10 protein-coding genes and 1 tRNA gene are annotated in these 22,204 nt (G+C 66.4%); 4 read left to right on the plus strand and 7 right to left on the minus strand.

What is annotated here, in order from left to right; translation table 11 throughout:
- Positions 1-108: 108 nt before the first annotated feature.
- The 3 genes from JK358_RS28530 (at position 109) to JK358_RS28540 (ending at position 10,573) form a co-directional block, all read left to right on the plus strand.
- The gene (locus JK358_RS28530) at positions 109-1,122 is read left to right on the plus strand and encodes an alpha/beta hydrolase (RefSeq protein WP_201953526.1); all 1,014 of its coding nucleotides are present in this window, start codon (positions 109-111) and stop codon (positions 1,120-1,122) included.
- Positions 1,123-1,139: 17 nt separating this feature from the next.
- Complete coding sequence (locus JK358_RS28535; RefSeq protein WP_201953529.1) at positions 1,140-1,373, plus strand: MbtH family protein; 234 nt, start codon at positions 1,140-1,142, stop codon at positions 1,371-1,373.
- A 128-nt stretch (positions 1,374-1,501) separates the two neighbouring features.
- Positions 1,502-10,573 (plus strand): non-ribosomal peptide synthetase, encoded by a 9,072-nt coding sequence (locus JK358_RS28540; RefSeq protein WP_201953532.1) that lies wholly within the window; start codon positions 1,502-1,504, stop codon positions 10,571-10,573.
- Between the two features lie 582 nt (positions 10,574-11,155).
- On the opposite strand, the gene JK358_RS28545 is transcribed toward JK358_RS28540, so the two are convergent.
- The 7 genes from JK358_RS28545 to JK358_RS28575 all read right to left on the minus strand — a co-directional run bounded on the left by JK358_RS28545 (position 11,156) and on the right by JK358_RS28575 (position 20,483).
- Positions 11,156-12,301, minus strand: coding sequence for a type II toxin-antitoxin system HipA family toxin (locus tag JK358_RS28545; RefSeq protein WP_307817784.1), 1,146 nt, complete (start codon positions 12,299-12,301; stop codon positions 11,156-11,158).
- Positions 12,302-12,339: 38 nt separating this feature from the next.
- Positions 12,340-12,699, minus strand: coding sequence for a helix-turn-helix domain-containing protein (locus JK358_RS40455; RefSeq protein WP_201953539.1), 360 nt, complete (start codon positions 12,697-12,699; stop codon positions 12,340-12,342).
- Between the two features lie 194 nt (positions 12,700-12,893).
- Positions 12,894-14,117, minus strand: a complete 1,224-nt coding sequence (locus tag JK358_RS28555) for a DUF3322 domain-containing protein (protein WP_201953542.1) — start codon at positions 14,115-14,117, stop codon at positions 12,894-12,896.
- Complete coding sequence (locus tag JK358_RS28560) at positions 14,104-17,478, minus strand: ATP-binding protein (protein ID WP_201953545.1); 3,375 nt, start codon at positions 17,476-17,478, stop codon at positions 14,104-14,106. The genes JK358_RS28555 and JK358_RS28560 overlap by 14 nt, the downstream gene beginning before the upstream one ends.
- The gene (locus tag JK358_RS28565; protein ID WP_201953548.1) at positions 17,475-18,245 is read right to left on the minus strand and encodes a DUF4194 domain-containing protein; all 771 of its coding nucleotides are present in this window, start codon (positions 18,243-18,245) and stop codon (positions 17,475-17,477) included. The genes JK358_RS28560 and JK358_RS28565 overlap by 4 nt, the downstream gene beginning before the upstream one ends.
- Positions 18,238-19,782, minus strand: coding sequence for a DUF3375 family protein (locus JK358_RS28570; protein WP_201953552.1), 1,545 nt, complete (start codon positions 19,780-19,782; stop codon positions 18,238-18,240). The genes JK358_RS28565 and JK358_RS28570 overlap by 8 nt, the downstream gene beginning before the upstream one ends.
- 628 nt (positions 19,783-20,410) lie before the next feature.
- Positions 20,411-20,483, minus strand: a tRNA-Lys gene (locus JK358_RS28575).
- A 225-nt stretch (positions 20,484-20,708) separates the two neighbouring features.
- On the opposite strand from JK358_RS28575, the gene JK358_RS28580 reads away from it, so the two are divergent.
- Positions 20,709-22,148 (plus strand): hypothetical protein, encoded by a 1,440-nt coding sequence (locus JK358_RS28580; protein ID WP_201953555.1) that lies wholly within the window; start codon positions 20,709-20,711, stop codon positions 22,146-22,148.
- Positions 22,149-22,204 lie beyond the last annotated feature (56 nt).

Consider the following 22,204-nt stretch of genomic DNA (forward strand, 5'->3'; position numbering starts at 1 on the left):
CCCCGAGGTTTCGTAAACTCTGGATCCAATGATCGAAAAGCACGCCCTCCCCCGGCCCGCGCGGCCGGGGGAGCCGGCTGCCTTCTGCCGTGGGAGAGCCTCAGCCTGATGAAGCGTTCCGTACTTGCTCGCGCATCGCGCAGCCTGGCGGTGGCCCTGGCCGCCGCGGTTTCCTTGACGGCCCTGTGCGGGGCCGCGACCGCCGATCCCGCCAAGGCGCCGTCGGTCACCTCCGTCGTCAAGGACGGGCGCACCTGGCACCTGAAGGTGTACTCGGCCGCGATGGACAAGGAGATCACCGTCGACGTGCAGCGTCCGGTCGACGAGTCCAAGCCCGCGCCGAACCTCTATCTGCTGAGCGGACTCGACGCCGGCCTGGGCACCGCGAACTGGAAAGCCGAGACCAGCGTGGTGGACTTCCTGGCCGCCAAGCAGGTCAACGTGATCCAGCCGATCGGCGGCCGCGCCACCTACTACGCCGACTGGGAGAAGCCCGATCCCAAGATCGGCGTGGCCAAGTGGGAGACCTTCTTCACCCAGGAGCTCCCGCCGCTGCTGGACGAGACGCTGAACTCGACCGGCCTCAACGCGCTGTCCGGCGTCTCCACCTCGGGCACCTCGGTGCTGCGGCTGGCCGAGGCCAAGCCCGGCCTGTGGAAGTCCGTCGCGGCCTACAGCGGCTGCGCCCAGATCGCCGATCCGCTCGGCCGGCTGGCGCTGAAGCTGTCCGTCGAGGTCTGGGGCGGCGGCAATGTCGACAATATGTACGGCCCGGCCGACAGCCCGTCCTGGGCGGAGCACGATCCGGTCATCAATGCCGAGAAGCTGCGCGGCACCCAGATCTACCTGTCCAGCTCGACCGGCGTCCCGGTGAAGGACGACTACGACTACTACCAGACGGTCAACCCGGGTGTGCAGGGCAATGTGGACCTCACCGTCGGCATGGTCATCGAGGCCGCGACCAACACCTGCACGCACAACCTGAAGAACAAGCTGGACTCGATCAACATCCCCGCCACCTACGGCTTCTTCCCGTATGGCACCCACCGCTGGAAGTACTGGGATGAAACGTTCCGCGACTCCTGGCCGATTCTGGCCAACGGAATGGAAATCCCGGCCTGATGATCGGAATGAAGTAAGTGAGCACGAACCCTTTCGACGACGAGCAGGGCGTATTCCTGGTGCTGGTCAACCATGAGGACCAGCACTCGCTGTGGCCGGCCTTCGCCGAGGTGCCCAGCGGCTGGACGGTCGTCTTCGGGGAGGCTCCCCGTGCGGCCTGCGTCGAATACGTCGAAGCCAACTGGACCGATATGCGACCGAAGAGCCTGCGCGATGCGATGGCATCGACGGATGGCGCCGTCGTCGCGTAGCCGCGGAAACCGAACGACCCTCGGACAGCACGAGCACGCCGAGGGTCTTTCGTATTGCCGAAAGCTGATTGGAATCGGAGGTGTGACAGTGACCTGTCGACATCTCCGCGTGGAGTGAGGATGTGGGAATGGTGAACGCACGTCGTGAAGGGCGTTCCGGTCGTCGCCGCCGGTCGGGAAATCCGCTCTTCGGGCAGCTGCTCACCTCGATGGTCGACACCGCCGCGGACAACGTGGCGGTGCGCTTCAACCCCACCGGTGATCCCGCCGATCAGCGACAGCTGACCTACCGCGAACTGGACGAGGCGTCGTCGCAGTGGGCGCGGGAACTGATCGCGCGCGGCGCGGGCCCCGGCGACAAGGTCGCCATGGGCATCACGCGCTCGATCGAATCGATCCTGTGCATGTGGGCGATCGCCAAGACCGGCGCGGCCTACGTGCCCATCGATCCCAACTATCCGCAGGATCGGATCGAGTACATCCTCGCCGATGCCGGGGCCACGATGGGCCTCACCACCTCGGTGCACCGGCCGGCGCTGGGCACCACCGTGGACTGGGTCGAGCTCGATGATCCGGGGCATGCGGCCCGGGTCGCCGCCCTGCCGTCGCGCGCCGTCTCCTACATGGACCGGGTGCGGCCGCTGTACGAGCACCATCCGGCCTACCTCATCTACACCTCGGGTTCGACCGGCCGCCCGAAGGGCGTCACGGTTCCGCACTCCGGGCTGGCGGGCGTGGCCTCGAGCCGGTTGCTGCACCACGTCACCGAGGATGCCCGCATCCTGCACGTGAGTTCGCCGAGCTTCGACTTCCACATCGCCGAGACCCTGTACGCGTTCACCGCCGGTGCGACGCTGGTGGTTTCGCCGCCCTCGGTGTTCGCCGGCGCCGAACTCACCGATCTGCTCAGCCGCGAGCGCGTCACGCACCTGATGATGACCCCGGGCGCGCTGGAGTCGGTGAACCCCGCCGTGCTGAACGACCTGCGGGTCTCGATGATCGGCGGCGAGCGGCTCGGCACCGATCTCGTCGACCGGTGGCTCGCCGACCACCGCGACGTCTTCAACGTCTACGGCCCCACCGAGGCCACCGTCTTCGCCACCTCACAGCTGCTGACCACCTCCGAATCGATCATGCTGGGCAGCGGTCTGGCCGGTGTCCGGGTGCTGGTGCTGGATTCGCAGCTGCGGCCGGTGCTGCCGGGTGTGGCCGGTGAGCTGTACCTCGCGGGCAACGGCGTGGTCGAGGGCTACCACCTCCGCCCCGGCCTCACCGCCGAGCGCTTCGTGGCCAACCCCTTCGACGCCGACGGGTCCGGCTCGCGCATCTACCGCACCGGCGACGTGGTGAAGCGCGGCCCGGCGGGGGAGCTGGAGTACCTGGGCCGCTCCGACTTCCAGGTGAAGATCCGCGGCCTGCGCATCGAGCTCGGCGAGATCGACAGCGCGCTGGAGCAGCACCCGGACGTCGCCTACGCCGCCACCATCGGCAAGCAGCTCCCGTCCGGAGCCACCGCGCTGGTCTCCTATGTGATGGCGCAGCCCGACGCCGTCCTGAAGCCCTCCGATCTGGCGGATTTCGTCGCGAAGTCGTTGCCCGCCTACATGGTTCCGCAATCGATCACCATGCTCGACGAGATCCCGCTGACCCCGGTCGGCAAGCTGGACCGGGCCCGCCTGCCCGAACCCGTCTTCGCCGCACGGGAATTCCGCGCGCCGTCCACCCGGGCCGAGGAGATCGTGGCCGAGGTCTTCGCGGGCGTACTGCGCCCCGACGAGGACGAGCCCGTCGGCGCGGACGACGACTTCTTCGAACTCGGCGGCAACTCGCTGCTGGCCACCCAGGTCGCCGCGCGGCTCGGCGCCGCGCTCGGCACCCGCATCCCGCTGCATCTGGTCTTCGAGGCCAGCACCGTGTCCGAACTGGCCGCACAGCTGGAACTCCATGCCGGGGCAGCGGCCGGCGCCGAGGTCCAGAAGCTGCAGCCGATGCCGCGACCCGAGCGCATCCCGCTGTCCTACGCGCAGCAGCGCATGTGGTTCCTGAACCGGTTCGACCCGGACAGCGTGGTGGACAACATCCCGCTCGCGGTGCGGCTGTCCGGCCACCTGGATCTGGACGCGCTGCGGATCGCGGTGCGCGATCTGGTCGAGCGGCACGAGGTGCTGCGCACCATCTACCCCGGACTCGACGGTGAGGGCTACCAGGTGGTGCTCGACCTCGACGACCCCCGCGCGGTACCCGAACTCCCGGTGGTGGACGCCGACCTCGACCAGATCCGCGACCTGGTCGTCGACACCTTCGCCACGGCGTTCGACGTCACCACCGCGCCGCCCCTGCGGGTGCGCGCGCTGCGGATCAGCGCGACCGAACACGTCCTGGTCTGCGTGGTGCACCACATCTCCGGCGACGGCTGGTCGCTCGGCCCGCTGACCACCGACCTGATGACCGCCTACGTCGCCCGCGCCGCCGGACAGGCGCCCGCGTGGTCGCCGCTGCCGGTCCAGTACGCCGACTTCAGCATCTGGCAGCGCGGCGTGCTCGGCTCGGAAGACGATGCGCAGAGCCTGATCTCGGCCCAGGCGCAGTTCTGGCGCACCACGCTCGACGGCATCCCGGACGAACTGTCACTGCCCTTCGACCGGCCGCGTGCGGCCACCCGGTCCTTCGCCGGCGACCATGTGATGTTCCCGATCGGCGCCGATCTGCACCGGCGGTTGCAGGAGGTCGCCCGGGACCAGCAGGGTTCGCTGTTCATGGTGCTGCACGCGGCGCTGGCCCTGCTGCTGGCCGGTGTGTCCGGAACCGACGACATCGCGATCGGCACCCCGGTGGCCGGACGCGGTGAAGCCGAACTGGACGACGTCGTCGGCATGTTCGTCAACACCCTGGTGCTGCGCTCCCGGGTCCGCGGCGACCACACGATCGCCGAATTGCTCGCCGCCACACGGGAATCCGATATCCAGGCGTTCGCGCACGCGGATATCCCGTTCGAGCGCCTGGTCGACCTGCTCGCACCCGATCGCGCCCTGAACCGCAACCCGCTGTTCCAGGTGATGCTGTCGTTCCAGAACCTGCCCGAGGGTAGCTTCGAACTGCCCGGTATGACGGTGTCCGGCGTCGAGCTCGAAAAGGTCACCGAGAAGTTCGATCTGTCGCTGACCATCCGCGAGGGCGTGGCCGAGGAATCCGACGTGCCCGGCCTGGTGGCCGAATTCTCCTACGCCACGGATCTTTTCGATGCCGCCACGGTCTCGCGTCTGACCGACCGCTATCTGCGCGTGCTGGAGTCGATCGCCCGCGATCCGCAGCAGCGGGTGCGCGACATCGAATTGCTCGAGCACGCCGAGCGGGAACTGGTGCTGCGCCAGTGGAATCGCACGGCGCACGCGGTGCCGGAGCTCGTCAGCGTGCTCGATCAAGTTGAGGAACAGGTGCGTGCGCGGCCGGATGCCGTTGCGCTGGTGTCCGATCCGGGCGACGGCGCGGCAGCCGAACAGCTGACCTACGCGGAGTTCGCCGCCCGGGTGAACCGGCTGGCGCGGGAACTCATCGACCGCGGCGTCGGACCCGAAGTGCTGGTGGCGGTGGGCATCCGCCGCTCGGTCGACATGCTGGTGGCCGTCCACGCGGTCCTGACCGCCGGTGGCGGGTATGTGGCCGTGGATCCGGAATACCCCGCCGAGCGCATCGACTACGTGCTGGACAGTGCGCGTCCGGCGGTCGTGCTGACAACGCGCGCGGACGGGGACGCCATCGGCTCCGCCGGTGCGCCCGTGCTGCGGCTCGACGAACTCGACCTGTCGGCGCGTTCGGCCGCACCGATCGCGGCGCACGAGCGGCGCGGCGCGCTGCGTCCGGGCAACACCGCCTACGTGCTCTACACCTCCGGCTCCACCGGCCGGCCGAAGGGCGTGGCCGTCAGCCATGCCGCGCTGGTCAACTACCTGAGCTGGATGATCGACGAAATCGGTCTCGCCGATTCCGACGTGGTGCTGCTCAAGACGCCGTTCACCTTCGACCCGTCGGTGCGAGAACTGTTCGCCCCCTTGATGATCGGTGCGCGCACCATCATCGCGGCGCACGACGGTCATCGGGATCCGCGGCATCTGGCCGAGCTCGTCGCCCGCCACGGGGTCACCGTGACCGCATTCGTGCCGTCACTGCTGTCGGTCTTCGCCACGGTCGCCGCGCGTGACGAGATCCGTTCGCTGCGCACCGTTCTCGTCGGCGGCGAGGTGCTGCCGCCCGCCCTGGTGACTGCCTTCCGGCAGGTGTCGGACGCGGCCCTGGTCAACTCGTACGGTCCCACCGAATTCACCGTCAGCGCGAGCCTGGGACGCGTGGGCGCGGCCGGTGCCGGTGTGGTTCCCATCGGTGGTCCGGGCTGGAATTCGCGGGCGTACGTGCTGGATTCGGCCCTGCGGCCGGTACCGGTGGGTGTGCGCGGCGAGCTGTACCTCGCGGGTGCGCAGCTGGCGCGCGGCTACCACGGCCGCCCCGACCTGACCGCCGAGCGTTTCGTCGCCGATCCGTTCGGCGCCGACGGCGAGCGCATGTACCGCACCGGAGACCTGGTGCGCTGGAATGCTTCCGGCCTGCTGGAGTACATCGGCCGGTCCGACTTCCAGGTGAAGTTCCGCGGTCAGCGGATCGAACTGGGCGAGATCGAAGCCGTGCTGCTGGAGCATCCGTCGGTGTCGCAGGCGGCCGCGCTGGTGGTGGATACCGCCACCGGCCAGCATCTGGTGGCATACGTGGTTGCCGCACAGGGTTTCTCGGTCGATTCGCTGGAACTCACCGGTGTCGCCGGTGAGCGCCTGCCGTCCTACATGGTGCCGTCGGTGTTCATGGCGCTCGACGAGTTCCCGCTCAACACCTCGGGCAAGCTGGATCGAAAGGCGTTGCCGGAGCCGGTGTTCGAGGCGCGGGAGTTCCGCGCCCCGGAGACCCCGATGCAGGAGATCGTGGCGGGCGTGTTCGCCGATCTGCTCGGCGTCGAGCGGGTCGGCCTGGACGATTCCTTCTTCGAGCTCGGCGGCAACTCGCTGCTGGCCGCCCGCGCCGCCGCGCGACTCGGTGAGGCCACCGAGAGCAGCGTCGCGGTCCGGGTGCTGTTCGAGGCCTCCACCGTCGCCGCACTGGCCGAACGCATCGTGCCCGGAGCCCTCGCAACCCCGCGCCCGGAACTGGTCGCGGTCGAACGGCCCGACCGGATTCCGCTGTCGCTGGCCCAGCAGCTGATGTGGACGCTGAACCAGATCGATCCCGCGTCGCCCGCGTACAACATTCCGATGGCGTTGCAGCTCACCGGCACCCTGGATGTAGACGCCCTCCGCGCGGCGGTTCACGACGTGCTGGAACGCCACGAGTCGCTGCGCACCCGGTATCCGGCAGACGGCGCCACCGGCCTGCCCTATCAGCAGATTCTCTCCGCGGACGAGGCGCTGCCGGGCGGCCTCGCGGTCCGGACGACCACCGACCCCCTGGCCGACGCCACCGCGCTGATGTCCATCGGATTCGATGTGACACAGCAGGTTCCGGTGCGGGCGGTGCTGTTCACCCACGGTGAGCAGGAGTACCTGTTCACGATGGTGGTGCACCACATCGCCAGCGACGGTTCCTCGGAGGCGCCGCTGGCGCGCGACCTCATGACGGCCTACCTCGCCCGCAGCGCCGGCAACGCGCCTGCCTGGTCCCCGCTCGAGATCCAGTACGCCGACTTCGCGCTGTGGCAGCACCGGACGATCGGCGACGAGGAAGACGAGAATTCCTTCGCCGCACGCCAGTTGGCGTACTGGCGTGATCATCTGGCCGGGCTGTCCGCCCACCCGGGTCTGCCGCAGGACCGCCCCACCCCGCCGGCCCGGTCCCTGCAGGGCGCGGTGACCACGCTCACGATACCGGCGGAGCTGCACCGGGAACTGGATCGTATTGCGCGCGAACGGAATGCGACGCTCTTCATGGTGGTGCACGCGGCGCTCGCGGTACTGCTGGCCCGGGAGTGCGGCCGGTCCGACATCGCGATCGGCACCCCGATCGCCGGCCGGGGCGCGCGCGTGCTGGACGACCTGGTGGGCATGTTCGTCAACACCCTGGCATTGCGCACCGAGGTGGACGACACGCTCGGGTTCGACGCCTTCGTCGATCGGGTCCGGGACACCGATCTGGCCGCATTCGACAACGCCGATGTGCCCTTCGACCATGTCATCGACGAGATCGTGCCCGACCGGGCGCGTGGTCAGAATCCGTTGTTCCAGGTGCTGCTGGCATTCCAGAACATGGAGGCCCCGAAGCTCGAGCTGCCCGGACTGACCATCGCGGGCGTGCACCACGGTGAGGCGGTGGCGAAGGTCGACCTGACCATCGGCATGGATCCCGTCGTGCACGCGGACCGGACCCTCGGCGAGCTGGTCATCGGCTTCAACTACGCCACCGACATCTTCGACGCGGCGGCGATCGAGGCGCTCGCCGATCGCTATCTGCGGGTGCTGCGGGCGATCGCGGCGGACCCGCGACGGCTGGTACGCGATATCGATCTGCTCGGTGAGACCGAGCGGGCCGTGGTGCTGCGGCAGTGGAACGACACCGCTGCGCCGGTGCCCGCCGTCGTCGGTGTGCTGGATCTGTTCGAGGAGCAGGTCCGCTCTCGGCCCGACGCCATCGCGCTGATCTCCGATCCGGGCGCCGGCGCGGTGGTGCGGCAGCTGTCCTACGGCGAATTCTCCGGCCGGGTCAATCGCCTGGCGCGTGCGCTCATCGGCGCCGGCGTCGGTCCCGAGACCCTGGTGGCGATCGCGATCCGCCGCTCGGTCGATACGCTGGTGGCCGCCTACGCGGTGCTGGCCGCCGGTGGCGCGTACGTGCCGGTCGATCCGGATCATCCGGCCGAGCGCATCGCCCACATTCTCGATACCGCGCTCCCGGCGTGTGTGCTGACGACATCCGGGAACACGCTGGAGCTGCCGGAGACGGTGCGCCGGGTGGAGATCGACACCCTGGATGTGTCGGGCTTCTCGGATGCGCCGGTCACCGACGCGGAGCGGTCCGCGCCGCTGCGGCCGGAGAATACGGCCTACGTCATCTACACCTCGGGTTCCACCGGTCGCCCGAAGGGCGTGGCCGTCGGCCATGCGGCGCTGCTGAATCAGCTGAGCTGCATGATCGGCGACTACCGGATCGACGACACGGACGTGATCCTGCAGCGGACGCCCTTCACCTTCGATCCGTCGGTGTGGGAGTTGTTCACCCCCTTGCTGATCGGCGCGCGCCTGGTCGTCGGTGGACCCGACAGCCATCGCGATCCGAACCAGCAGATCGAGCTGATCGCGCGGCACGGGGTCACCATGATGGAAATCGTGCCGTCGCTGCTGTCGGTGCTCGCCACGGCCGCCACGCCCGGCGAAATCCGTTCGCTGCGAACGGTTCTCGCGGGCGGCGAAGTGCTCTCACCCGCCACGGTGACCGAGTTCCGCGCGGTGTCGGACGCGGCGGTGTACAACACCTACGGCCCGACCGAGGTCACGATCACCGCGACCGGCCGGCGCGTGCACGAGGCGGTGCCGGGTGCGGTGGTGCCGATCGGTGGCCCGGTGTGGAACTCCCGTGCGTACGTGCTGGATTCGCGGCTGCGGCCGGTGCCGGTGGGTGTGCGTGGCGAGTTGTATCTGGCGGGTTCCCAGTTGGCGCGCGGCTATCAGGGCCGCCCGGATCTGACGGCGGATCGGTTCGTGGCCGACCCGTTCGGTGCGGCTGGTGAGCGGATGTATCGGACCGGGGATCTGGTGCGCTGGAACGCTTCCGGCGAACTGGAGTACATCGGCCGCACCGATTTCCAGGTTAAGCTGCGCGGTCAGCGTGTCGAGCTGGGTGAGATCGAAGCCGCGCTGCTGGCGCACGCGTCGGTGTCGCAGGTGGCGGTGCTGGTGGTCGATGCGGTGACCGGCCAGCAGCTGGTGGCGTATGTGGTTGCCGCGCAGGGCGTTCCGGTGGATTCGGCCGAGCTGATCCGGTTCGCCGCCGCGCGCCTGCCGTCCTACATGGTGCCGTCCGCGGTGGTCGTGCTGGATGCGCTGCCGCTCAGCAGTTCGGGCAAGGTGGACCGGAAGGCGTTGCCGGAGCCGGTGTTCGAGGCGCGGGAGTTCCGTGCCCCGGAGACACCCATGCAGCAGCTCGTCGCGGAGGTCTTCGCGGATCTGCTCGGCGTCGACCGCATGGGCCTGGACGATTCGATCTTCGGGCTCGGCGGCAATTCGCTGCTGGCCGCCCGCGCCGCCGCCCGGCTGAGCACCGAACTCGGCTGGAAGGTTCCCATGGTGTGGTTGTTCACCGCACCGACACCGGGCGCGCTGGCGGTCGAACTGGAGAACCACCGCGCCGGCGGTGTGGACGTCGAGGCCGCCTTCGACGTGCTCCTGCCACTGCGTGCGTCGGGTACCGCCGAGCCGCTGTTCTGCGTGCATCCCTTCGGCGGCATCGCGTGGTCGTTCGCGGGTCTGGCCGCGCACCTGGATCCCGACCGCCCCATCTACGGTCTGCAGTCCCCGGGTCTGTCCGCCGACGAGTCGGCCCTGCCGGACTCGATCGAGGAGTGGGCACAGCGGTACGTCAAGGAGATCCGCTCGGTCCAGCCGACGGGCCCCTACCACCTGCTCGGCTGGTCCCTGGGCGGCGTCCTGGCCCACGCCATGGCCGTGCAACTGCAGGACGAGGGCGAGCAGGTGGCCCTGCTGGCGATGATGGACAGCCACCTCCGGGAGGGCGCGGAGGCCGCCGACAACGCCGGCCCGGGCGCGATTCCCCTGCAGGAGCTGCTGGGTGGCCTACTGGGCGACCGCGCGGTCGAACTGCGGCTCGACGAGAGCACCGACGTGTCGGCCATCGCCGACCAACTGGCCGCCCTGCCCGAGCCGTTCGCCTCCCTCGGCGCGGAGCGGATCACCCGCTTCGTCCAGTCGAACCTCGACATGGCCGCGCTGACATCCGGCTACCAGGCCCCCGTGAAGTTCCACGGCGACATCGTCTACTTCACCGCCACCGAAACCACCCCACCCGGCACGACAGGAGCGACCACCTGGTCGAACACGGTCGACGGCACAGTCCACGACCACCCGGTCCCGGTCACCCACTGGCGGATGTCCGAGCACGCCTCCCTGGCGAGAATCGGTGCCGTCCTGACCGAGTTCTGGAACAGGGGCTGAACAAGGGTACGTCCAGAGAAGGGCGAGACCACCAGGTCTCGCCCTTCATTCTTGTACACCGTGGTCGGTATGAGTCGGTGGGCAGATGTCGGTTTCGTCTGGAAGCGGCGGCACCGATCGGATACGGAAGCACTGCTGAGCGGCAACGAGGGCTCGTCTGGGAGGCTTCATTGTTGTGCGCCATCAGGGACTCGAACCCCGAACCCGCTGTTGGAGAGTTCCAGTCAGCGCGCAGGTAGTACCTAGATATCCAATGGTAGACAGGGTTCTGGGATCAAGTAGATGCTGACAGTGGCGGCGCACGACGTGCAGGTTTGCGATCCGAATTACGCGTAGCGGTCTTGAATTTTTGGGGAAGGTTTGGGATGGGTCGAATCCGAACACCCTCACCGCCGCCGAGAATCTGGTCTGGTCTCCAGCGACCCGACAACCTCGGTCAGTACTTCCTGATGCCAAATCTCGCCTCCGGCCAGGTCCCCGACGGTTGCCGAAGGGCGCTTACCAGCATCGCTCGCAGCTTCGACGCGAGGGGCAGTGTGGGGCCTTGACGTGGCGGCACTCAGAAGCCGTTCCCTTCAGCGTTCAGTGGCCGAGTTCGGCACGTCGCCAACGCAATTCGCGCTCCGCTCTGTGCATGGGCGATCCCGAGAACGGCAGGGCGGCGTAGTCGACCGCTGTGGCCGCTCGGAGTGCGACGGCGCGCGCCGAATCCGCGGCTCGCTCGGTGAGTCCGATCTCTGCGGCGAACGCGGCCCAGTCGCGGGACCGTACCTTCCGGGTCCGGCCGGAGATCGGCAGCGCCATCGAGTCGTCTCCGTAGACCAGAGTGCACGGGATGTCGAATATCGGTGCGATACCCCATTTCCCGCCGGGCACCTCGACGACGCCGACGTTCTTTGCGTGCAGGTCACCGTTTCCGGTGAGCCAGGCGAAGAGAAACTGCAAGTAGAGGTTGCGGCGGGCCACTGTCGGAGCCTCGGTGATCTGCGCGAGTGCGTTGACGACGGTGGCCGCATCTGGCTGATACTTCGAGGCCGGGGGGAGGCCGAGCACCTGTGTCGCGTCCTCGAACGCCAAGCGTCGCCACGACCGACCCTCGTGCACCCGATCGAACCGCCGCACCAGCAAACCGGTGTCGCCAATCCGGTCGGTTACCAGGTTCGCCTCGGCGACAGGGATTTTCATCAACCTGGCCGCTTTCAGATGCACCGCTTCGTTTTCCACCAGATGGGGGTACTCCGGTTGCGAGAGCTTGAGAATGAACCGCCCGTACCGAGCAGAGAACGGCACACTGATCATCGAGGCACTGGCTTTACGCTGCACTCCCGGCAGCGCATGGGTATCGACTTCGTCTACGAATCGCGCGAACTCGAGTTCAGCGGGCGAGTCCCCCTCAACCAGTGACGGACTGTCGGTGAGTGGCTGATCAGCAGGGATGATCTGCACGTCCCCGGGCACATCGTTCCCCACCGCCAGCAGCAGGCTCAGTTCGTCGTTGATGCTGGTTTTGACCGCACGCTGCAACACCGTGAGCCGATGTCCTTCGGGCAGAAGACCTTCGAAGAAGGGCGGCACCGCACCGGCGATGCTGCGCACCGGGTCCGGGCCGAGTGGGAGCGTCGTGGCTACCGGCGTACCGTCGGCGAGATAGTCCTTCTCGTAGCGGAATTCGGTCCCGCCCTCCGCTGTCCGCTTCAGGACAGCGGCGCGTCGACCGGCCTTGTACACCTCTGCGCGGGCAACCCGCCGGAGCTCCTCGAGATCCTTCAACCGACGACACCCAGGGTGAGTCCGACCACGTCGGCTACGGCGGCGACAGTGGCGATACTGGTCGAGCCGCTGCCGTGCTCGATCTCGCGTACTGTGCGAGTGGAGGTGCCCGCCAGCTCCGCCAACTGCTCCTGCGTCAGTCGGTGACGGCGGCGTGCCGCGCGAATGGCATCCCCGATGCTCAATGCCACGGTCATCGCATCACCTCCATCAATCGGCAACATTCTGCCGATATCGTGCAGATTCAACCAGACTACCCGAATGAACACCAAAATCAGCGGAATATTGCCGATTTTGAAAGATTTACCCACGCCGCAGCTTTGCGGAGGAGAAACCGGCAGAATATCGCCGAGCACTAGGACCTACCTGCCAATGCCCCGATCCGTCGCGCTGCCGCGCGCGTTGACCGTGGACGTCCTCGAAGCTCGCAAGATCAGTGAACCCCGGCCGGGGCACCGAATCGGACGGCTATCATCCGGGTCCGTGCGGATTCCCCTGTAGCCCAGATGCGTTTGGTCCCTTGCAGTCGATTGGACGCAACCTCCGGCGATCAGGCCGGATAAGGCTTTCGGTCGCGGCGAGAAACCTCCTGCCGGAGTGCGTTCACGAGCTGCGGGTAGGCGCTCTCCCAGGGGATTCGCTCCTGTTCGAGTAACAGTCCTGTCCCGTGTTCGGTCGCGTGCTCGACGAGGTGACGATACAGCTGGAGTTCGTGGTCGGTCAGATGTGGGGGTGTCGAGTTGCGTTGCGGCAGTGCACCTTCAACTGACAGGTGCCGGTAGCGGTCGAGGACGGTGGTATCGGTGAGGATGGTGATGGCGGGGATATCGTGGCCGCGTAGGTCGCTGACGAACTGCAGGCCGGGAATATCGATATCGCCCCAGTAGATGACGCGTTCGGCGTCGCGTACCCAGGTGATTCGGGCGTACTGATCGACGAAGAAGCCGTGGCCGTGCAAGATGACCGTGCCGAGGTGGTCATCTTGCACGGCGAAGGCGGTTTCCTTGTTTTCCAGAATTACCACGGTGGTGGGGTGATGCGGCCATCGGTTGAGATCGTCGACCGGGGCAGCGAGGTGGCGCATACCTGCCAGTTGATGGCGCAGCTTTGGATCGCAGACGGTGACTTGGACGAGTTCGGGGACGACCCGCAGGCCCAGTCGGGCGTGCAGGGTGCGCTTGCGGGATTGGGGCGGCTCGTCGTTGGAGAGGTCGGGGTTCGGTTCGTCTCCGAGGAGTGCGAGGACCAGGCTCTCGTGTGCGCCTATCCATTTCGTGTCGATGCCTTCGATCGGCAACTGTCGTAGCAATAGCCCGGAGGTGGGGTTCGCGCGTAGCCAGCGCACGGTGCGGGTCAGGCGGTCGTAGTCGCGTTGCCCGAGCTCGGTGATGCGGCGGATCAGGCCGGTGAAGCGTGCCTCGGGAAATTCGCGTTGCAAGGTGGTGAGTCGTAGCCCGCACCGCTGCCATGTCTGCTGGTCGTCGGGATGGGCCATGGCGACGTCGCCGGGTCGTTGGAATATCAGCGTTTTCGGCATGCGATGGGTGCCGGTCGGGAATCGCAGGTTGGTGTATTCGATGGTGCCCGGGCCGGGGTGGGCTGCCCAGTGCGCGGCCCATTCATGACACGCGACCGGCGCGGTGGACCGTTGCGTGGTGCTCGGTGGTTGTAACGAGATGCGAAGTGGCCAGCTGCCTTTGCCGCGTGCCCACGCCGGGTATTCGGTGAGGAACCGCCGATGCAGTCGATCGAGAACCTCGTCAGGCCGTAGCACGGGTGGCTCCGTCGCTTTCGGCGAACCGCTGGGCGGCGAGCTCGCCGAAGGTGGCGGAGCGGCCGTGTGATCGGGTGCCGTCGGGGAACAGTCGTTTTTCGACCAGGATGGCTTGACCGATGTAGGGCTCAACGATGCCTGACAGGCGGATGGGTGCCGCGATGATCAATTGAAAACCGAACTCGTCGAACGCCGACAGGGCTTGGGCGGAGAAGTTCTCATCGGATTTGCTGAATGCTTCGTCGAGCATAAGGGTGCCGAACCGTGGGCGCGCATCGGTTTCGTCGTCGGCAAGGTTGTAACTCAGTGCCGCGGCGAGGCAGAAGGCCACCAGTTTTTCTTGTTCCCCACCGGAGTTGGAGGCAGTGTTGCGGTAGGTGTGTTTGGTGATCTCACCCTCGACCTCCCGCCCGTAGAAGACGTAGCCGTTGCGGACATCGAGCACATTGCGACGCCAGCGTTCGGTGGCGGTGTCGGTGGCGGTGAATTTGGCCATGAGTGCTTTGACCCGCTTGAACTGTTCGACGTAGCGCTGGGGGTCGTTGCCGAGCTGGGCGGCCTTGCGCATCAGGGTGTCGACGCTGGTGCGGAATGCCTTGACGTCGACGGAGGAGCTGGTCGTATACGAGATCTGCAGGTGTGTCCCGGTATTGAATTCAACGCGGCACAGGCCGGCATTGACCATCCCGACTCGGCGCTCGATCTCTGTGGCGGCGTTCTCGATGCTGCGCTGCAGCATGGCGATCGAGGGAACCATGTCCTCGCTGATCATTTTTTCGAATCGCCGCATCGCTTCCGGGAACCGGCGCTGCACGATCTCGGCGTGCAGGTCGGCAAAGTCCTGGCCGCTGCGGTCGACGTCTCCGCTGTCGTCGGGTGCGCTGTCACGCCACTGGTCGAGAAATCGTGTGATCGCCGACCGGACTCGCTCGCGGGCGGCCTGCCGTTCGCTGTTGGCGATACCGACACTCTTGTCGAGCGCCGAAAGGAGCAGGCGTCGAACGTTGTCGATGGTGTCGACAGTGGCAATGATGCCGGAAGAGGCGTACAGCTCGTCGAGATACTGCTGGTCGTCCGCGTCGAGGGCGTGGGGCCGGCGCTCCTCATCGGACTGCAGGTCCACCAGAGTCGTTTCGCGCGTTGTGATTTCGGTGATACGTTGCTCGGTGCGGTGCCAGATGCCGTAAGCCCTCTTGTCCTCGTCGGCGGCTTTGTCCCGTTTGGCTTCGAGTTCCTGCAAATCGACATTGCCCGAACGGATCTCGTCGATGCGATCACCGAGCTCGCGCGCATCGTGTTCGGGGGTCCAGTGGTCCAGTTCGGTCCAGGTGGTGAAGCTGGTGAGCTGGGTGGCGGCGTCCCGGTGCCGGTTGGCTTCTTCGAGTTGGTCCTGCAGGTCCCGGGCGGCGTCCCCGGCAATCTTCTTCTGATCGGCGAGCTGCTGGATATCCGCTTCCAGCGCTCGACGTTTGGCGATCGTATTTGCTCCGAGAATGTAGCTCGATGTGCTGGTCAGCTCGGGGCGGTCATCCTTGCGGTAATGGTTGCCATGCAGTTTCACAGTGCCGTTGACGGTGACGGCTACTTGATGATCGTCGAGTTCGTGAGCGGATTCGACGCAGACGTGGTTGAAGCGGCGGGTCAGCTGATTGGCGAGCCATCGCCCGTGTGGATGGTCTCGATCGACGGTGAGTTTTCCCGCCAGGGTCGTTGGCAGCGGGCGTGGCTCGTGCGCGGAAACCGCGGTGACGACGCTATATTCGATGACTCCGCGCATATCGTGCTGGTCTATGAAGCGACGCACCGCTTCCTTGTGCCGCTGCGGGACGAGCATGCGCATGCCGTAGCTGCGCAGCACCTTCTCCGCGGCTGCCCGCCAGCGTTCATGGCCTTCGGCCATATCGATCAGTTCGGCGGCATAGGGCAGGTCGGTGATCGGCACGCCGGTTTCCGCACTGATACGTGCCCGTCGATCGATGGCAGGGCCGGGCATCAGGGACTTCGCTGAACGCAGCCGGGCGAGTTCTTCCCCGGCCTCCCGGTGCGCCTTGGCAGCCACGTACTCGGCGGCGATGGCGGCATGGGTTGTCGGCGTGAGGTTTTCCGCACGGGCGGCCGCCACGGAGCGCAGGTCCGGCAGCCGGATTCGCAGCTGCTCGAAGCCCTCGCCATCCTGCGGGCACGGCTCGCCCAGCTTCGTCACGTGCCCGCTGTACTGCCCATATAGCAGCCTGGCCGCACGTGTTTGGTCCAGCAGCGCTTCGTGGCGTGTTTCGAGGGCGCGCAGGCCCTGGTTCTCCTTGTTGATCTGCATTTGCAGTTCGATCAGCGCGTCGCGGGCGGCCTCGCTGCGTGCCTGCTGGCCGTCGATCACCGCGTCGAGGCTCTGGACCTCGGCGTCGATCTCGTCGAGTTCACTCTGGATCGCCGAGAGCAGAAGCCCGCGCACATACCGTTCGAGGCCGGCTCCCCGCAGGTTGGTGGCCCGGTCGATCGTGTGCGCGGATTCCCGGTAGGTCCGCCAGCTTTCGGGAAGATCATGCAGCACCTGGGCCTGCGCGTTGGCCCGTTTGGCCGTCTCATAGGCTTCGTTGAGGGGCGTGAACGCCGACAGCATCTGCTGTGCGTCTTCGAAGGTGTCGGGGCGGTCGAGCATATTGTCGCGAATGAAGAGGTTGAGATCGCCGACGTTCTTCATCGCTTTCGCTTTGCCGAGCAGCGCCAGCGCGGTGCGAGACTTGCTCAGGCCGATGCGTTTGGCCAATTCGGTCATGTACTTGTCTTGAGTCGGCGGGAATTGCGCCGCGGGATTGAGGCCCTTCCACCATCGGGTATCAAATGTTCGGTCGGCCCAGCCGTTGAGCGCATGCAGATCGAAGTCGCCGTCGTTGAGTTGATGCAGGGTGCTCATGGCCGCACCGTCGTTTTCGACACCGGTGAACCACTTCACGACAACTGCCGTGGTGACGGCTCCCTGGCCATCATCGTAGGTGGCCGCGACCGCTGACCAGGTGGGCACGCCGCCGCGCAGGTAGCGGACCTGTGAATGTTCGTTCTCATCGTTGGTTTCCGACCATGCGCCGCGTACATAATCGGCGACGGTGCGGGTATTGCGTTTCGATCCGCGTGCGGTGAGATCGGCCGAGGCGTTGAACCGTTGATCGTGGGTCGGCAACAGCACCAGTGAATGCGCGTCCATGAGCGAGGATTTGCCGGATCCTGACGGGCCGGTGAGCAGCACCCCGCGATCGTCGATGCGGAAATCCTTGTAACCGCAGAAGGTTCCCCAGTTCACCACCTGTAGCCGGGTCAGGCGGAACTGGCCCAGATGCGCGGTGCGCGATGATGTGGGCTCGGTCATTCGGATCCCTCTTCCTGCCCGCCGACGCCATCCGCCGACTCCCCCTTGGCGATCGCCCGGTATCGAGCTTCGAGTGCGGCCACCTGATCGGCGGTCAGGATCGCCGTGATCACCCCGTAGATGGTGAATCGATCGTTGTTTCCCCTGATGGGTTTGATGATCGCGGCCTCGTCGAGCGCCCGGATCGCCGGATTGATCTTGTCGCGGAATCGGACCTCGTCGGTATCGTCGCTCGGCCGGTAGGCCAGCAGGTGCTCGATCATATCGGCGCGGTCGACTATCGGATCATCCGGCGAAACCACATACAGCCGGTATAGATATAGTGCCAGCGCACTGGCCGCCAGACTGAGCGTTTTGGCGCGCAGTAAGGTACGGCTACGCGGGCTGGGGTCCTCGGCTTGTCGGGTGAACGCGTATCGGAACTCGCGGTTGATCTCGAGAATCAGACCGAGTTCCGATAATCGCGACCGCAGGGGTTGTTCGTACTGCAGGACCACCGGCCAGCTTCTGGACTTCTCGGTGATGTGCGGTGCGGTCACCAACTCTTGTAGCGTCCAACATAATTCGGGTGGTAGTTCGCTGGTGTCGCCGTCGAAACGCTCTGCGGGGGCGTCGTCGTTCACCCGCGACCCGACGTTGTCGTCGTCGCCGGTGAACACGGCGTCCGGGTCGAGTCGCACCGGATCGGCGAGCGACGCCGCGCTCCCCTGGTCGGACAGGTCGTCGCCGAACACATCAGCGAAGGACGGGTCGGTTGGGTCACTCATCGCCGAGCTCGTCGGCCAGGGTCAGCTGCCGCTCCAGGCGGCGTGGTGCGCGTACCGGGGCCGCTGGAGCGGGAATGGGCTCGCCGAATATCGCGTAAGGAAGCGAGATTTCCCGGTATCCGACTGCGGTCACCGCCCAAACCGGGGTGGTCGCGGTGTCGTCGACTTCGCCGTAACGTGTTGCCAGCGACCATAATCCGATGATGTCGCCGGTGCGCGCGGCGGGCAGTCGTTCCAGCACTTCGGATAAGGTCGCGAAGCCCGAATGCGCTTCCATGGTGGCGTGGACGGCCTCGCGCAACGCGTTCCAGTCGATCGATTCCTTTCCAACCATTTCCGCTGGATCGATCGCGAACTCCGCATTCGTGTCCTGTACCGCCGCAGGCTTGGTGGTCATGCCCTGATCGAGCCGGAGCCGACCCACCGAGTGGGTGTCTACGCCGCTCATCGGCACCCCGAAGCCGATGTCGCGGCTGCCGTGGGTGTGCTGGAACGCCAGCGCCGCCGAGGCCTGCGCTTCGCTGATCCGTGTCCGCATGCTCCGGTAGTGCGTCAGATCTCCGCCACGCACGAAGTTGCTCATGCGGCGGAAGGCGATGCGGCGAATGTCCTCGACTTCGCGCACCCGCTGCCACATGGCACCGATGAATCCGTTCAGCGACCGCTCCAGATGCGCGGGCAGATCTTCGACCCGATCGATGATCTCGGCGATATCGCGTTCGAGCTGGGAGCGCTGCGACGGCGTCGCGATGAGCGTGGCGAACACCCGGAATGCCTGCCCTTCAGGCGATTCGGCGATCACGTCGTGGCCGTCGAACATGCGTTGGAGAGACTCGGCGAACTCCATCGCATCATCGGAGAGGCTCTGACGCAGCAGCGCGGCGGTATTGGCGTGCATTCGCTCGCCGTAGCTGGCGACGTCGGAGGGAATCCGGTCGACGAGCTCGGCCAGCGTGGCGATCTTGTCCACCAATTCCGCGTGATCCACTGCGAGCTCCGCGCCGCTGTCGAGCGCATCGCGCTGCGCGACCAGCGCCGCGATCCTTTCGTCGATCGCGCGCCGACGCGCCGCTCGATCAGGGTTCGCCTCGGTGGCGATCAGGTGGAGCTCCGACATCACGATGCCCAGACCCGACCCGGTCGCAATGGAAGTACGCCGCCGCAGATTACGCATCTGCCGCACCGCCGCATGCGCCCCCGAGGTCAACTGATATCTCTCCACCCGCGGATCACGCGGGTCGGCACTGCGGTGAACCCAGTTCCTTTTTCGCCATCGAGTCAGCACCGCGTCGGCACCCCCGGATTCCTGTTCGGTGCCGCGCTCCTCTGCGGGACTCCCGCGTAGAAGTGCCGGCAGATCGGCGTCCATCGCCGCGGTCAGCGTCTGTCCGTCGACGATCTGCCCGTCTCCCAGGTGCGCGGCCATCAGTGCCAGGTCGAACAGCGCGCCCCGGGACCGCAACAACGACAGCGAGACATCCGCTGTCGCACTGTTGCGGAATTCGTGGAAGAGCTGTTCCGCAGTCAATTCGGCCACTCCAAACCCCCTAGCCCTGAGCAGCTTCCTACCTCAGTACAGCATCGCTCGCCGACAGGTTGCCGTTTCGAACGCACCGCTGGTGTGCGGCGACCTTCAGTGACGGCGAGGACGGTGGCAGTGACGCATCCGCCGAGGGGCAGAGTGAGATCGGATGGGAGCAGGCACAGGGACATATGTGAGATGAAGGCGCTGCGGGAGGAGGGCGGCAGCGTGGTGGAGGTGGAAGATAGGGTGCCGCTTGTGTTTCCGGGCCGTGGCCGGGTGCTTCGTGATCCGCACAACTTCAACCGGACGTGGCGGGATGCGCGGGCACCCTGGACAAGGATGTGACACAGTACAGGTTCCGCAAGGCGGTCGCGACGCTGGATCGCCGAGGCGTCGGATTCGGAGACGGCACCAAGCAGTTGGGGCACTCCTGTGAAGGGATCACCGAGTGGGCACCACGTCGCGTCACTTGAGCAGGCGGCGGACTCGTCCACAGTGCTGGAGTTGGGTTTCGGCGGGCCAGCTGACGAACACAGCTGTGCGCGCGAATTTTTGGGATATTTTTGGGAACGGTCCGATTTGCCCGGTGAAACGATCACAGTCCTTGACCTGTATTGCCAGGTCAAGGGCTGTTTTCCTGTGCGCCATCAGGGACTCGAACCCCGAACCCGCTGATTAAGAGTCAGCTGCTCTGCCAATTGAGCTAATGGCGCGTAGTGCGGAGCAAACTCTAGCAGCCGAGGGGGCGGATCGCGAAAACGGTCCGGGCGGTGCGGTGGCTGTACCCGGATCCACCGCCGCGCGAACGCGCCGCGACGACAGGGAACGCCCGCCTTTCGAGTGGGGGCGAGTACAGTCCTGGCGAATTCTCAGTTAACCTCCGGTTCTCTTCATCGGCGTTGTGGGAGGCGAACGTGACCGCGAACGGCAGGTGAGACATGGTTCAGGACAGCCGAACCCGCACCGACCGCGACTACACGCGGCACGACAACGACACCGGCCGCTGGGACGACGACCCGCTCAGCGTGGAGACCACCCGCCGTTTCGCCCGCCGCTTCACCACCGTCAACCGAATCCTGCTCGGGCTGGGCGTCTTCGGGTTCGTGTGCGCCCTTCTCATCGACCGCCGGCGAGGTGGCGCGGGACCGGACCCGGAGCATCCCTCGGGCTTCGTCGCCTGGGTCCTGTACGCGGTGGTCCTCGGCATCCTGCTCGCCACCGAACTGCTCGGCCCGCTGAAAAGACCTGTGGCGCGGCGTATTCGGCAGCGGTGCGCCGCACTCAGCGCCATCGTGACGCTGATCTGCCTGCTCGGCCTGAGCGCCGTGTGGACCACGGTGTACCGGACCTCCTCCATGGGCGAGATACCGGGCACCATCGTCAACAGCGTGCCCGAGGCGGACGCGTACCTGTCGGGCCATCTCGCCGACGGGGTCGGCACCATTCGCGTGCCCACCGGAATGTCCATCCAGTCCATCGATTTCGGCGACGACTCCAGCAATGTGCGGATCTCCGGATTCGTCTGGCAGAAGATCCCGCACGGTGCGCCGATCCGGCCCGGCGTGCTGTTCCCCGAAGCCGAGGACGCCTACACCGCAGCCGATTCCGCCGCGCCGGCCTACACCGAACAGACCCCCGGCCACACCCTCTACGGGTGGTACTTCAGTTCCATCTTCCGGCAGTTGTTCGACTACAGCAGCTATCCCTTGGACAAGCAGGCGGTATGGCTGCGCATGTGGGCCGCCGATTTCGACGCACCCGCCATCCTCGTCCCCGACTTCGACGGCTATCCCACCTGGCGGCTGCACGATATGACCGGCGTAGATCCCGGCATGGTCTACGACGACTGGAATCCGGACTTCACCGCCTTCAGCTACCAGACCAACACGTACTCGGCCACTTTCGGCTATCAGCGCGATGGCGTCGCCGACTCCGCGGCCAAACCCGAGCTCTATTTCAGCGCCGGTCTGAAGCGAGATCCGCAGGCCCCGTTCTTCGGCCAGCTCATCCGGTGGATGTTCATCGCGGTCATCGTCTTCGCGGCACTGTTCCTGATCACCGTCGACACCGAACGCCGGGCCCTGGTGGGATTCACCACCTTCGAACTGGTCGGCTTCGGCGTCGGCATCCTGCTGGTGATCATCTTCGACCAGGTCGCCATCCGGGAATCGGTAGGCGCGCGCGGCGTGGTCTACCTCGAATACTTCTCCTACGCCCTCTACGCCATGATCGCTCTCGTCGGCGTGAACGCCATGCTGCTCACCGGCCGCACCCGCCACCGCTGGCTGATCTGGGGCGGCAACCTCCTCCCCAAAATCCTGTACTGGCCAACCTATTTCGGTCTGGTCCTCCTCGTGACCGTCCTGACCTTCCGCTGACGCGGCCGACGACGGCAGAGCGAGGATCTCCTGGTAGTACTGGCCGAAACGAACGT

The organism is Nocardia acididurans, from assembly GCF_016741815.1.
In the GTDB taxonomy this organism is placed as follows: domain Bacteria; phylum Actinomycetota; class Actinomycetes; order Mycobacteriales; family Mycobacteriaceae; genus Nocardia; species Nocardia acididurans.